A 13751-nucleotide genomic window follows, 5' to 3' on the forward strand; every position below is an offset into this window, starting at 1 on the left:
CGTGTTCACCAGAGTGCTCGTGGCCAACCGCGGCGAGATCGCCTGCCGCGTCATCGCCACCCTGCGCCGCCTCGGCATCCGCTCCGTGGCCGTGCACACCCCCGTCGACGCCGACGCACGGCACGTGCGCGAGGCCGACGAGGCGGTGCTGCTGGCCGGGGACGGGCCCGGCGGCTACCTCGACGCCGACGCCGTGGTCGCGGCCGCCGTCGCGGCCGGTGCCGAGGCGATCCATCCCGGGTACGGCTTCCTGTCGGAGAACCCGGCGCTGGCGCGCGCCTGCGACGCCGCCGGGATCGTCTTCGTCGGACCGCCCGTGCGCGCGATCGAGACCATGGCGGACAAGGTCGCCGCCAAGCGTCTCGTCGCCCAGCACGAGGTACCGGTGCTCCCCGGCACCCTCGACTCCTCGCTGCCCGACGACGCCCTCGTCGCCGCGGCCGAGGACGTCGGGTTCCCGCTGCTCGTGAAGCCCGTCGCCGGTGGTGGGGGCAAGGGCATGGTCGTGGTGCGCGACGCCGCCGCGCTGCCCGACGCGCTCGCCTCGGCCCGGCGCGTGGCGAGGTCCGCGTTCGGCGACGACGGCCTGCTGCTCGAACGGCTCGTGGACACCCCGCGACACGTCGAGGTGCAGGTGCTCGCGGACACCGCGGGCACCGTCGTGCACCTCGGCGAGCGCGAGTGCACCCTGCAGCGCCGCCACCAGAAGATCGTCGAGGAAGCGCCGTCACCGGCGCTGGACGACGCCGCCCGCGACCGGATGGGGCAGGCCGCCTGCGAGGTGGCCCGCTCGGTCGGGTACGTGGGCGTCGGCACCGTGGAGTTCCTGGTGCCGGCCGAGGCGCCGGACGACTTCTCGTTCATCGAGATGAACACGCGTCTGCAGGTGGAGCACCCGGTGACGGAGATGGTCACCGGCCACGACCTCGTCGAGGCCCAGCTCCGCGTCGCCGCGGGGGAGAAGCTGTGGTTCGCCCAGGACGACGTGCACCTGACCGGGCACGCGATCGAGGCGCGGATCTACGCCGAGTCCCCGGCACGCGACTTCCTGCCCTCGGTCGGGGACGTGCTCCTGCTCGACGACGCCGGGGCGGCACCCGGGCCCACCGCGTTCCCGCTGCGCCTGGACGCCGGCGTCGAGACCGGGGACGCCGTCACCGGGTACTTCGACCCGATGATCGCCAAGGCCGTCGCCCACGGGACCGACCGGGACGAGGCGCTGTCCCGCCTGGACGGGCTGCTGTCCCGGCTGACCGTTCTCGGCGTCGAGACCAACACCGGGTTCCTGCGCGACCTGCTGGCCGACCCCGACGTCCGGGCCGGTCGGATGGACACGGGGCTCGTGGACCGGTTCACCGCCGGTCTCGCCGAGCGGTCCGCCGCCGCGGCGGACGGCCCGCCGGACGCCGGGGCCGTGGTCACGGCGCTGCTCACCGGCACGTCGCCGCAGCCCGCCGGCAGTCCCACGGACCCGTGGGCGGCCGACGGCTGGCGCCTCAACGCCGCGCCGGCACCCCGCCGGGTCGGCCTGCGCGGACCCGGCGGCACGGAGGCGGACCTCGACGTCACCGGCGGCCGGCACGCCGCGACGGTCGTGCCCGTCGGCGGCGAGCCCGTCGCGGCCGCGCTGCGACCCGCCGGTGGCTCGTCGCACCGCTGGCTGCTGACCACGGACGGACGGACCCGGCCGGTGTCGGCCGTGGTGACCCCCGCCGGCGACGACACCGTCGTCTGGGTGTCCGTCGACGGCGACACCGCCCTCTACACGGTGGTCGACCGCTCCTCGCGGGCGTCGTCGCGCCGCCAGGAGCGGGCCGCGGCGGCAGCCGCGGCCGGCGCCCCCGCCGCGGTGGGGCCGGTCGAGCTCCGGGCGCAGATGCCCGGCACCGTCACGGCCACCCACCCCGCAGGCCCCGTCGACGCCGGCGCACCCGTCGTCGTCGTCGAGGCCATGAAGATGGAACACCCCCTCACCGCACCGGCCGCAGGGACCCTGCGCGTCCTGGTGAACACGGGCGACCAGGTCCGCCTCGACCAGGTGGTCGCCGTCGTCGAACGCGAAGGAGCGTCATGATCCACGAGACCTCGTCCACCGCACTGACCGACCGTCAGCGCAAGCTCAGCCAGACCGTCCGCGAGTTCGCCGACGAGGTCGTCGCTCCGGCGGCGTACCAGTACGACACCGAGCGCCGTCTGCCGATCGAGATCATCCACCAGATGGGTGAGATGGGTCTGTTCGGGCTGCCGTTCCCCACCGAGGTCGGCGGGCAGGGCGAGGACTACGTCTCCCTGTGCCTCGCCGTCGAGGCGCTCGCCCGGGTCGACCAGTCCATCGCGGTGACCCTCGAGGCCGGCGTCGGGCTCGGCATCATGCCGATCTTCCGGCACGGCACCGACGCCCAGCGCGAGGAGTGGCTGCCCGACCTCGTCTCCGGCAGGACCCTGGGCGCCTTCGGCCTGACCGAGGCCGGCGCCGGGTCCGACGCGGGGGCGACCCGCACCACGGCCCGGCTCGACGGCGACGAGTGGGTCATCGACGGGTCCAAGCAGTTCATCACGAACTCCGGCACGCCGATCACGAGCCTGATCACCATCACGGCGGTCACCGACCGGTACGAGGACGGCAGCCCCGAGCTGTCCACGATCCTCGTCCCCTCCGGCACGCCCGGGCTGACGGTCGGGGAGAGCTACGACAAGGTCGGCTGGCACACCTCCGACACCCACCCCCTGACGCTCGAGGGCGTGCGGGTGCCGAGGACCAACCTGCTCGGCGAGCGCGGGCGCGGGTACGCGAACTTCCTGCGGGCGCTCGACGAGGGCCGCATCGCGTTCGCCGCGCTCGCCACCGGTGCCGCTCAGGGCTGCCTCGAGGAGGCCGTCCGCTATGCGAAGGAGCGCCAGGTGTTCGGCCACTCCATCGGCCGGCACCAGCACGTCGCGTTCACCATCGCCCGGATGCAGGCCCGCGTGCAGGCCGCCCGGCTGTGCTGGCTCGACGCCGCGCAGAAGATGATCCACGGCAAGCCGTTCAAGGCCGAGGCCTCCGTGGCCAAGCTGACCTCCGGCGAGGCGGCGATGGCGAACGCCCGCGACGCCTCCCAGATCTTCGGCGGCTACGGGTTCCTCAACGAGAACCCGGTCGCGCGGCACTACCGCGACGCCAAGGTGCTGGAGGTCGGCGAGGGCACCACCGAGGTGCAGCTGATGATCATCGCCCGCGACCTCGGCTTCACGGCCTGACCGCGGCACGGGAGTCGAGGAGGAACGATGCGTGAGGAGACCCAGCGCGGGTTCTACTACGACGAGCTCGAGGAGGACGTCCGCTACGTCCACCGGCCCGGACGCACCATGACCGAGGCCGACGACGTGCTGTTCACCTCGGCGACGATGAATCCGCAGGCTCTCCACCTCGACGCCGCGTGGGCCGCCACGCAGCCGTTCGGGAAGCCGTTGGTCAACTCGATGCTGACCCTGGCCACGCTCGTCGGGCTGTCCGTGGCGCACCTGACCCGGGGCACGATCGTCGCGAACCTCGGGTTCAGCGACATCCGGTTCCCGGCGCCGATGTTCCACGGGGACACGCTGTACGGCGAGACCGTGATGACGGGACGGCGCCTCTCGTCGTCGCGCCCGGGCCAGGGCATCGTCACGCTGGAGCACACCGGGCGGAACCAGGACGACGTCGTCGTCGCGGTCGCCACCCGGTCGGTGCTCATGTGGACCAAGGACGGCCACGCCGACCTCGCCCGGGAGGGATCGTGACTCCCCGGCCGTTCACCCTCGGGCCGGCGCTGCTGTTCTGCCCGGCCGACCGCCCCGACCGGTTCGCCAAGGCCGCCGACCGGGCCGACGCCGTCATCCTCGACCTGGAGGACGGCGTCGACCCGGCGGCCCGCGCCGAGGCGCGCCGGGCCGTGCGCGGCACGCCGCTCGACCCGGCCCGCACCATCGTGCGGGTCAACCCGGTCGGGACGGAGGACCACCAGCGTGACCTCGACGCGCTGGCCGACACCGACTACACCGTGCTGATGCTCCCCAAGGCCGACGGCCGGTACGTCGGTCCGCTGCTGCGGCACGACGGGTCTCCGTACGCCATCGTGGCGCTGTGCGAGACGGCGGCCGGGGTGCTCGCCGCACCGGCCCTCGCCGCCCGTCCCGACGTCGTCGCGCTGGCGTGGGGTGCCGAGGACCTCGTCGCGTCCCTCGGCGGCACCGCCAGCCGTCGCGACGACGGCACCTACCGGGACGTGGCCCGGTACGCCCGGTCCGCGGTGCTGCTGGCCGCCGGGGCCGCCGGCAAGGCCGCGATCGACGCCGTCCACCTCGACCTGGAGGACCTGGACGGCGTGCGGGACGAGGCCGTCGACGCCGTCGCCGTCGGCTTCTCCGCGACGCTGTGCATCCACCCGTCCCACGCCGCCGTGGTCCGGAAGGCGTACGCGCCCACCCCGGAGCAGGTGGAGCACGCACGGGCCGTCCTCGCGGCCGCCGCCGGACCGGGGTCGACCGGCAGCGGCGCGGCGCGGTTCGACGGGCAGATGATCGACTCCCCGCTGCTGCGGCACGCCGAGGCGGTGCTGGCCCGTGCGGCCGAGCCCGTCCTCGACGACCGTTAGGGTGCTGTGCGGCGGGGACCCGGCCCGCCGTCCAGGACGGGAGGTGCCTCGGTGGAGCTGTCGCTGGTGCTCGGGCCGATGAAGTCCGGCAAGTCGCTCGACCTCATCGCGCAGATGGCACCGCTGGCGTACTCGCGGCTCAGCTGTGCGGTGGTGCAGTCGTCGCGGCACGTGCGCGACGACAAGATCGTGTCGCGCACGGGGGCGTCGGTGCCGACGATCAAGCTCGACACCCTCGAGCCGCTGCTGCACAGCACCGAGGACGTCGTCGCGATCGACGAGGTCCACATGTTCACCCCGGCGGACGTCCGCGTCGTCGAGGAGCTCGTGCTGCGCGGCACCCGCGTGCTGGCGTGCGGCATCGACCTGGACCACCGGGGCGAGCTGTTCGCCACGATCCGGGCCCTGCTGGAGCTCGGGCCCACCGACGTGCGCTACCGGCGGGCGGTGTGCGACCGCTGCCAGGACCTGCACGCCGCGTTCACCCAGGTGCTGCGCAACGGCGTGCCGTTCCTCGAGCCGCTGGGGGCCTCCGAGCCCCTGCCGGACGACGGCACCTTCACCTACGAGGCGCTGTGCCGGCGCTGCTTCGTGCTGCCCGAGACGGCGATCATCACCGGTTCCACCGTGCCGCGCCCGACGCGTTCATGACACGATCGGGACCGTGAGCACGCGTGACACCAGCACCCACCAGGTCCTGATCCTCGCCGGCCGCGGCCGCTACGAGGACCCGTGGCACGACCACGCCGCCACGAGCCATCGCCTGGCCGAGGTGCTGGAGGACCTCACCGTGCACGACCGCTCGACCTCCGTGGTCGTGCGGTCGACCTTCCCGGACGCGCTCGACGACCTGGACGAGGTCGACCTGCTGGTCGTCAACTCGGGAACGTCCTGGCCGGGGTTCCTCGAGGCGGGCATCGGGCCCGACGACGAGGCGTGGCGGCCCTTCCACCGGCGGCTCGCGGAGTGGGCGCGCGACGGCGGGCGCATCCTGGCCGTGCACCAGGCGGCGAACACCTTCGCCGACTCCGAGGACTGGCGCGACCTGCTGGGCGGCCGGTGGATCCCGGGGGAGTCCTACCACCCGCCGTTCGGCCCGGCCGCGGTCCGGCTGGCCACCGGCGGGCACCCGATCGTGGCCGGTGCCGCGGAGACCGTCGAGCTGCAGGACGAGCGGTACTTCGGGCTGCGGGTCGCCCCGTCGACGCAGGTGCTGGGCTGGGTCCCCGACGACGACGGCGAGATGCAGCCGGTGGTCTGGGCGACCGAGGAGCACGGGGGACGCACGGTGTACAGCGGGCTGGGGCACGACGTGCGGGCCTACGACTCGCCGTCGTACCTGCGCCTGCTGCAGCGCGCGGCCACCTGGTTGCTGACCTGAGGGGCCGACCCGTCCTGCCTCCCGCAGGTCAGATCGCGCCGGTCAGGAAGTCGTACGTCACGTGGCTGTGCAGACGCACTCCGTCGACGAGCACCCCGTCGTCGAAGTAGAAGTGCGGGTTGTGGTTCGGCCAGAGGCCGCGTCCGCCGTCGACGGGCTGCAACCGGCCGTCCGCGACCTCGGTGTCCTGGCCCCCGAGCAGCATGTACGCCCCGCCGACGGGGTTCACGAACAAGGACGCGTCGTCGTAGCCGAGCGTCGGCGGGCTCGGCTGCACGTGCTTGTCACCCATGACGCGGCGGGCCGTCGGCAGGATCCGGTCCAGCCACGCCGGGTCGTTGTGCACGCTGGGCACGTGCTGCCGGAACGTCGTCGTCGCCGTCAGGCCGTGAGCCGCCGCCACGTGCGACGCGATCCGGTCGACACGGGCGTGCACGTCGTCGAGGATCTCGTCCTGCAGGACCCGGATCGTGCCGATCAGCTCCACGCCGTCCCCGATGACGTTGAACCGGCCGCTGTCGACGACCTTGCCGATCGAGATCGTCATGGCGTCGTTGGCAGGGACCTGCCGGTACACCTGTCCCAGGGCGGTGATGATCTCCGCCGCCACCGGCATGGGGTCCTTGCCCATCCAGGGTGTCGACCCGTGCACGCCCTGGCCCTCGACCCGGATCGAGAGGTAGTCGGACGACGCCAGGGCGTGGCCGGCACTGTAGTTGAGCATCCCGGCGGGGAACGGGCTGGTGTGCAGCACGAACATCATGTCGGGACGCGGGTTCTCCAGCGCGCCGTCCCGCACCATCAGATCGGCACCCCCGTCCTCGGTGATCGGCGGTCCTTCCTCGGCGGGCTGGAAGATCATCTTCACCGTGCCGGGAAGGTGCTCGCGCAGGCCGGCGAGCACGCTGGCCGCGCCCATGAGGACGGCCGTGTGGACATCGTGCCCGCACATGTGCGCGACGGGGAACGGACCGTCCGGATAGTCCTCGTCGACCACGGTCGACCTGAACGGCACGTCCTGGAGCTCCTTGACCGGGAGCGCGTCCATGTCGGCGCGCAGACCCATGACCCTGTCGCCGTCGCCGCCGTGGAGCACCCCGATCACACCGTGTCCCGCCACCCCGGTCCGGACGGTGTCGAACCCCAGTCCGGTGAGGTGGCGCGCGACCATCGCCGCCGTCTTCTCCTCGCGGTTCGGCAGCTCCGGGTGCTCGTGCAACGTGTGGCGCCAGGAGATCACGTCCTGCTCGACGGCGCGGGCGTGGTCGTCGATCAACGCGCGGACGTCCGTCATGGGAGCTCCTCGGGAGGTCGTCACACCCATCGTAGGAAGCGCGCGAGGCGTTCGCCCGTGGGCGGACGGCATCTCACCCGCCCCGGCGGTTCGGCAGTGTGCACGGCCCGCCGCCGTCGGTGCTCAGCCGTTCTGGTTCGGCAGCGGGTGTCCTTCGGACGCCTGCACGACGACGAAACCCTGGCCGGACAGCCCGAGCTGGTAGGCCTCCCCGGAGCCGCGGCCGATGACGGCACCCATCTTCGCGGTCTTGCGCACCGAGCTGGTCAGGGAGGTCGACCAGAGCACGGCGGACTGCATGTCCACGAAGGTCGGCTCGTCCACGTCCAGCACGATCGGTGTGCCGTACGCGGTCACGGCCAGCGCGCCGGAGCCCGTGAACGTCGTGTTGAACAGCCCGCCGGTGAGCATCGAGGCCCCCTGGACACGGTTGATGTCCCAGGCCAGCGAGGACTCGAACGCCAGGATGTTGTCCCCGGAGACGGTGACGGACTCGTTCTCCAGGAACAGGACGAAGACCTCGTCCGCGTCCTGGGCGAGGAAGACGTCGCCGCGGCCGGAGACCTTCATGAGGGACATGCCCTCACCGGTGAAGGCCTTCTTGAACAGCTTGCTCACGGATCCGCTGCCCTCGTAGGCGAAGTCGACGTCGCCCTGGTAGGCGACCATCGATCCCTGCTTGGCGTAGAAGAACCCGCCGGAGCCGGCGAGGTCGACCTTGAGCATCCGCGGGTTGGCGAGCTGGAACGAGCCGGGCTCGCCCTCGGGTTCGGTGTGCTGGAACAGGTGGGAGCGCATGGCCCCATCGTGGCGGCTCGTGCCGCCGTTCGCGGGGTGGGCGCGCGGTGCGCGCCAGACGTGCCGGTCAGGCTCCGTCGAACCCCCGCTGGCGCCACGCCTCGTAGACGGCGATCGAGGCCGAGTTCGTCAGGTTGAGCGAGCGTCGGCCCGGCAGCATCGGGATCTTGAGCTGGTCGGTGATCCGCGGGTGCGCCAGCACCTCCTCGGGCAGGCCCGTCGGCTCGGGGCCGAAGAGCAGCACGTCGCCGGTCTCGTACGCCACGTCCGTGTACGACGTCGTCCCGCGCGTGGAGAACGCGAAGACGCGCGCGTCCGGCAGGGCGTCCAGGACGGCGTCCAGGCTCGGGTGCACGTCCATCACGGCCAGGTCGTGGTAGTCGAGACCGGCCCGCTTCAGCTTCGCCTCGGACAGGTCGAACCCGAGCGGCTCGACGAGGTGCAGACGGGCGCCGGTCACCGCGGCGAGCCGGATCGCGGACCCGGTGTTCCCGGGGATGCGTGGCTCGAAGTAGACGACGTGGGCGAACGGGGGCTGGTCCGGTGCGGGCACGACGACGATTCTCCCACCGCCCGCCGCCGGTCCTCCCACCCCCGCGGGGAGCGCTACGGCGTCCCGGGCGGACGCGCGGCCAGACGGCGGCGGTAGCCGGCGACCTTGCCGTCGATCACCTCGCGGCACTCGACGAGGGTGTCGATCTGCTCGGTCAGGGCGCGGGAGTGCGCCTCCATGAGCGCGATGCGCTCGTCCTCGTTGCCCTCCCCACCCCGGACCAGCCGTGCGTACTCGGCCATCCGGGCCACGGGCATCCCCGACGCGCGCAGGCGGGCGAGCAGCCGCAGCCACTCCACCGTCTCGGGTTCGTAGCGGCGTCGTCCCGACTCGGTCCGGGGGATCTCCCGAGGGAACAGCCCGCGGGACTCGTACCAGCGCAGCGTGTGCGTGGACATGCCCACGGCGCGCGCGAGCTCGCCGATGCTGTAGCCCTCGGGCGACGGGGCCGTCGACATCTTCACCAGACCTCCTTGACTTCGAGCGAACTCTAAAGTCTATGTTCGTTCGTATGACCGACTCCACCCCGCACACCGCACGCCAGGAGCCGCTGGGCACGCCCTTCGGCTACCGATCCTCCGCCGACGACGTGCTGGCGGAGCACGACCTCACCGGGCGGCGAGCCGTCGTCACCGGCGGGTACTCCGGACTCGGCCTCGAGACCGTCCGTGCGCTCACCGCCCGTGGTGCCACCGCCGTCGTCCCCGCCCGCCGTCCCGCGGCCGCGGCCGAGGCGCTCGCGGACGTCGACGGCGTCGAGGTGCACCCCCTGGACCTGTCCGACCTCGACTCCGTGGCAGCATTCGCCCGAGCGCTGCGCGAGGACGGCAGACCGGTCGACCTCCTGATCAACGCGGCCGCCGTCATGGCCACGCCCGAGGGCCGCACCGCCCAGGGCTGGGAGACGCAGTTCGGCACGAACCATCTCGGCCACTTCGCCCTCGTCGGGGGCGTCGCCCCGCTGCTGACGCCGGGCGCCCGCGTCGTGTCGTACTCCTCGATCGGTCACTTCCGGTCGCCGGTGCGGTTCGACGACCTCGGTTTCGACGAGGAGGAGTACGACCCGTGGGTCGCCTACGGGCAGTCCAAGTCGGCCAACGCCCTCTTCGCCGTCGGGCTCGACGCGCGGGCCGACGCGGGGGTGCACGCGTACTCGGTCCACCCGGGCGGCATCATGACCGAGCTGCAGCGGCACATGTCCACGGAGGAGAAGACGGCACGCGGCTGGATCGACGCCGACGGCAACCCGAACCCGCTGTTCAAGACACCGGCGCAGGGCGCGGCGACCGCGTTGTGGGCGGCGACCGCCCCCGAGCTGGAGTCACGGGGCGGCGTGTACTGCGAGGACTGCGACGTGGCCGCCCTCGTCGCCGACGACACCACGGACGTCCGGGCCGGTGGCGTCAAGCACTGGGCGGTCGACCCCGCAGCCGCCGACCGGCTCTGGGCGTTGTCGGTCGAGGCGACCGGCGTGGAGCCGTTCGCGGCCTGACCCCGGCCCACCAGGACGGTCGGGACCGGATGACCTAGTGTCGATGGATGGAGCCGATCCCGGACCGGATGAAGGCCGTTCAGCTCGTGGGGCACGGCGGGCTCGACCAGCTCGTCTACCGGGACGACGTGCCCACGCCGAGCCCGGGGCCCGGCGAGGTCCTCCTCGACGTCCACGCCTGCGGGATGAACAACACCGACGTGTGGGTGCGCGAGGGCGCCTACGGCAGCGAGACCGACCCCGCCGAGGTCTCCACCTGGCGGCGAGGACGCTCCACGCTCCGGTTCCCCCGCATCCAGGGCACGGACACCGTGGGCAGGATCGTCGCGGTCGGCGACGGGGTCCCCGCGGACCGTGTGGGCGAACGCGTCATGGTCGACTTCTCGATCTACAACCGCCCCGAGGGCGACGACTCCCTGGCCGACATCGACTACATCGGGCACGGCCGCGACGGCGGGTACGCCGAGTACCAGACGGTGCCGGCCGAGAACGCGTACGAGATCGCCCGCGACATCAGCGACGCCGGGCTCGCCACCTTCTGCTGCGCCTACCTCACCGCCGAGCAGATGCTGGACCGGGCCCGGCTCGCCGAGGGCGAGCGCATCCTGGTCACCGGGGCCTCCGGCGGGGTCGGGTCCGCGATCGTGCAGCTCGCCCGGGTCCGCGGCGCCGTCCCCTACGCGGTGACGAGCAGCGGCAAGGAGGAGGCCCTGCGCGGGATCGGTGCCGAGGACGTCGTCCTGCGGGACGGCGACGACCTGGTCAGCGAGGTCGCCCGCGTCGTGGACGGGCCGGTCGACGTCGTCGCGGACCTGGTGGGCGGGGCGATGTTCAACGACCTGCTGCGCATCCTGCGGCCGGAGGGCCGGTACACGACGGCCGGGGCGATCGGCGGGCCGGTGGTGAACCTGGACCTGCGCACCATGTACCTCAAGCAGCTCGAGCTGCACGGCTCCTCGCAGGGCACGCGCACGGCCTTCCGCCGCCTGCGGCGCTACATCGAGGACGGCGACATCAGGCCGCTGCTGGACCGGACGTTCCGGCTGTCCGACTTCCACGAGGCGCAGCGCACTTTCATGAACAAGACCTACATCGGCAAGCTGGTCGTGGTCCCGGACCGGCACTGGGAGGACGTGGGAGCTCCCCATGCACCGTGAACGCACGCTGCACCTGATCGACACCCAGTCCGGCGGCGACGTCAGCCGGATCGTGACCGCCGGCGTCGAACCCCTGCAGGGCACGACCGTGCTGGAGAAGGCCCGCTACCTGCAGCGTGAGGGGGACGGGCTGCGGCGGCTGCTGCTGTCCGAGCCGTACGGGGACCCGGCGATGTCGGTGGACCTCATCGTCGAGCCGAGCCACCCCGAGGCGCAGGCCGGCTACATCATCATGGAGGCGATGGGGTACCCCCTCTACTCGGGGTCCAACACGATCTGCACGGCGACGGCGCTGCTCAGCAGCGGCATGATCCCGATGGTCGAGGGCACCCAGAGCGTCGTGCTGGAGTCGCCGGCGGGGCTGGCCCGGGTGACGGCACACAACGAGGGCGGGCGGGTCCGGTCGATCACCACGCAGGGCGAACCCGCGTACGTGGCCGACGAGGGCCTGTCGGTCGACGTCCCGCGCTACGGCCGCGTCGAGTTCGACCTCGTGTGGTCCGGGGCGTACTACGCCCTCATCGACGCCGCTCGGTACGGGTTCACCATCGACCGCGAGAGCCAGATCGCGCTGACGGCGTTCGGGGACGCCTTCGTGCGCGCGGCACGCCCGGGCCTGCGTGAGGAGCACCCGGAGCTGGGCCACGTCGGGCCGCTGCCCTTCGCCCACTTCATGGGGCCCGTCCGGCAGATCGGCGAGGGGCGGTACGAGTCGCCGTCGGCCACCTACGTGCACCCCGGCGTGCTGTGCCGCAGCCCGACGGGGACCGGCACCTCGGCGCGCCTGGCACTGATGGCCCGTCGCGGGCAGATCGCGGAGGGCGAGTCGCTCGAGACGATCTCGCCGCGCGGGAACCGGTTCGTCGGTACCGTGCTGGAGGACACCCAGGTCGGTGAGTTCGGGGCTCTGCACTCGACGATCACCGGCGGGGCCAAGCTGCTGGCGCACTCGCAGATCACCGTCGACCTCGACGACCCGCTGGTGGACGCGTCCGACCTGGAGCACGTGCTGGTCGCCCAGGCACCCGTGCCGCCGGAGGCCTACTGACGGGACGCCGCTGCAACGTCAGCGTCCATGGCCGACCCGACCGCGCGGGGGTCCGAGCTTGCTCGACCGCCCGCGCACGTGCATCTCGTCCAGCATCCCGTACCGGGCGGCGACGGGGCCGGCCGAGGCGCCGTGGAGCAGGACGGAGAGCATCACGGTCGTGGTGATGGTCGCGACGGCCGACAGCACGGGTTCGGACTCGCCGAGACTCTCGACCGCCAGGAGGGCGAACACCACCGAGGCGAGCCCCCGTGGGCCGAACCAGCCGAGGAACAGCACGTCCCGGGAGGCCAGGCCGGTGCCCGTCATCGCCAGCACCACCGGGAGCATCCGCACGACGGTGAGGCTCAGCAGCGCGTAGCCGACCGTGGCGACGCTCAGCTGCTCGATCGCGATCGGCACCAGCGCTGCGCCGAACAGGAACCACACCACGAAGGTCATGAGCTCCCCGCCCAGCTCGGTCAGCTCGGTGAGCTCGTGCTCGTCGCCCTGCTCGCGGTCGACGACCAGACCGAAGACCAGGCCCCCGACGAACGCGGCCACGAACCCGTTGCCGGAGACGGAGAGCGACACGGCGAAGGCCCCGACCCCGGTGGCCAGGGTCCCGATCGGCAGCGCACCGGGTTCGGCCCACCCGCGCCGGGCGGACAGGGTGACGCCCCAGGCGCCGAGCAGACCGATGCCCCCGCCGACGGAGACTCCCAGGCCGAGCTCCAGCAGTGCACCGGCCACTCCCGTGCGTTCCAGCGATCCCACGCCCAGCGTGATGCCTGCCAGGGCGATCGCGAGCGTCACCACGGGGGTGACCACGCCGTCGTTGAGTCCGGACTCGACGTTGACGGCGACGCGCAGGCGACCGGGCACCCGCCGGTCGCCGATCACCTGGGCGCTGAGCGCGGCGTCGGTCGGAGCCAGCGCCGCCGCGACGAGCAGCGCCAGCTCCCACGGCAGGTCGGCCAGGATCAGTACCGCGGCCCCGAACCCGAGCAGCAGCGTGAGCGGGAACCCGACGAGGAGCAGCCGCAGCGGCAACGTCGCGTTGCGCCGCAGGTTGCGCAGGTTGATGCGGGCGGCGTCGGCGAACAGCACGAGGGCCAGCGTGATCTCGGCGAGGGTGTGGACCGACGCCGTCTCGATGTTCACCGGGAACGGCCCCCAGGCGTCGTTGGCCAGCAGGGCCCCGGCGGCGACGAAGACGAGCGGCCCGGTCACCTCCCGGCGCTGCAGGGCGCCCGAGACGAGCGCCCAGGCGAGCACCAGGACGGCGAAGGGGGCGAGTACCTCGATTCCCATGGGATCGATCGTGGCAGGAGCGCCGCCGGTCCGCCGTCCGACGTACGGCAACGATCGTGCTCACCTCCTACGCCATCGTGACGGATGGCGTACGAAGTGAGCACGCTCGTTGGTCTCTC

The 13751-nt window shown here is 72.7% G+C and carries 14 protein-coding genes; 9 read left to right on the forward strand and 5 right to left on the reverse strand.

What is annotated here, in order from left to right:
• Nucleotide 1: 1 nt before the first annotated feature.
• Genes Q6347_RS03755 through Q6347_RS03780 form a run of 6 tightly spaced genes read left to right on the forward strand, consistent with a single transcriptional unit; the run spans nucleotide 2 to nucleotide 5997 of the window.
• Nucleotides 2-2074 (forward strand): biotin carboxylase N-terminal domain-containing protein, encoded by a 2073-nt coding sequence (locus Q6347_RS03755; protein ID WP_304602596.1) that lies wholly within the window; start codon nucleotides 2-4, stop codon nucleotides 2072-2074.
• The gene (locus tag Q6347_RS03760) at nucleotides 2071-3240 is read left to right on the forward strand and encodes an acyl-CoA dehydrogenase family protein (RefSeq protein WP_304606727.1); all 1170 of its coding nucleotides are present in this window, start codon (nucleotides 2071-2073) and stop codon (nucleotides 3238-3240) included. Before Q6347_RS03755 ends, Q6347_RS03760 begins: the two co-directional genes overlap by 4 nt.
• A 27-nt stretch (nucleotides 3241-3267) precedes the next feature.
• Complete coding sequence (locus Q6347_RS03765; RefSeq protein WP_304606728.1) at nucleotides 3268-3762, forward strand: MaoC family dehydratase; 495 nt, start codon at nucleotides 3268-3270, stop codon at nucleotides 3760-3762.
• The gene (locus tag Q6347_RS03770) at nucleotides 3759-4616 is read left to right on the forward strand and encodes a CoA ester lyase (RefSeq protein WP_304606729.1); all 858 of its coding nucleotides are present in this window, start codon (nucleotides 3759-3761) and stop codon (nucleotides 4614-4616) included. The genes Q6347_RS03765 and Q6347_RS03770 overlap by 4 nt, the downstream gene beginning before the upstream one ends.
• A 51-nt stretch (nucleotides 4617-4667) precedes the next feature.
• The gene (locus Q6347_RS03775) at nucleotides 4668-5267 is read left to right on the forward strand and encodes a thymidine kinase (RefSeq protein ID WP_304602592.1); all 600 of its coding nucleotides are present in this window, start codon (nucleotides 4668-4670) and stop codon (nucleotides 5265-5267) included.
• 13 nt (nucleotides 5268-5280) lie between these two features.
• Complete coding sequence (locus Q6347_RS03780) at nucleotides 5281-5997, forward strand: ThuA domain-containing protein (protein ID WP_304606730.1); 717 nt, start codon at nucleotides 5281-5283, stop codon at nucleotides 5995-5997.
• Between the two features lie 28 nt (nucleotides 5998-6025).
• Here the strand turns inward: Q6347_RS03780 and Q6347_RS03785 are convergent, their stop codons facing one another.
• From Q6347_RS03785 to Q6347_RS03800, 4 genes are all read right to left on the reverse strand, one after another.
• Complete coding sequence (locus Q6347_RS03785; protein WP_304606731.1) at nucleotides 6026-7291, reverse strand: M20 family metallopeptidase; 1266 nt, start codon at nucleotides 7289-7291, stop codon at nucleotides 6026-6028.
• 123 nt (nucleotides 7292-7414) lie between these two features.
• Nucleotides 7415-8089: an AIM24 family protein gene (locus tag Q6347_RS03790; RefSeq protein WP_304606732.1), complete on the reverse strand. Its 675-nt coding sequence runs from the start codon at nucleotides 8087-8089 to the stop codon at nucleotides 7415-7417.
• A 67-nt stretch (nucleotides 8090-8156) separates the two neighbouring features.
• Nucleotides 8157-8642 carry a tRNA (cytidine(34)-2'-O)-methyltransferase gene (locus Q6347_RS03795; RefSeq protein WP_304602589.1) on the reverse strand — a complete coding sequence of 162 codons (486 nt, stop codon included), beginning with the start codon at nucleotides 8640-8642 and terminating at the stop codon, nucleotides 8157-8159.
• Nucleotides 8643-8695: 53 nt separating this feature from the next.
• Nucleotides 8696-9100 carry a MerR family transcriptional regulator gene (locus tag Q6347_RS03800; protein ID WP_304606875.1) on the reverse strand — a complete coding sequence of 135 codons (405 nt, stop codon included), beginning with the start codon at nucleotides 9098-9100 and terminating at the stop codon, nucleotides 8696-8698.
• Between the two features lie 53 nt (nucleotides 9101-9153).
• Here Q6347_RS03800 and Q6347_RS03805 point away from each other — a divergent pair, with 53 nt between their 5' ends.
• The 3 genes from Q6347_RS03805 to Q6347_RS03815 are packed head-to-tail and all read left to right on the forward strand — an operon-like array spanning nucleotide 9154 to nucleotide 12339.
• Complete coding sequence (locus tag Q6347_RS03805) at nucleotides 9154-10134, forward strand: oxidoreductase (protein WP_304606733.1); 981 nt, start codon at nucleotides 9154-9156, stop codon at nucleotides 10132-10134.
• Nucleotides 10135-10181: 47 nt separating this feature from the next.
• Nucleotides 10182-11291, forward strand: coding sequence for an alcohol dehydrogenase family protein (locus Q6347_RS03810; RefSeq protein ID WP_304606734.1), 1110 nt, complete (start codon nucleotides 10182-10184; stop codon nucleotides 11289-11291).
• Entirely contained in the window at nucleotides 11281-12339 is a 1059-nt protein-coding gene (locus tag Q6347_RS03815; protein WP_304602586.1) for a proline racemase family protein, read from the forward strand. The genes Q6347_RS03810 and Q6347_RS03815 overlap by 11 nt, the downstream gene beginning before the upstream one ends.
• 18 nt (nucleotides 12340-12357) lie before the next feature.
• Here the strand turns inward: Q6347_RS03815 and Q6347_RS03820 are convergent, their stop codons facing one another.
• Nucleotides 12358-13632, reverse strand: coding sequence for a cation:proton antiporter (locus Q6347_RS03820; protein WP_304606735.1), 1275 nt, complete (start codon nucleotides 13630-13632; stop codon nucleotides 12358-12360).
• Nucleotides 13633-13751 lie beyond the last annotated feature (119 nt).

Source organism: Isoptericola sp. b408, assembly GCF_030588085.1.
Lineage (GTDB): Bacteria > Actinomycetota > Actinomycetes > Actinomycetales > Cellulomonadaceae > Isoptericola > Isoptericola sediminis.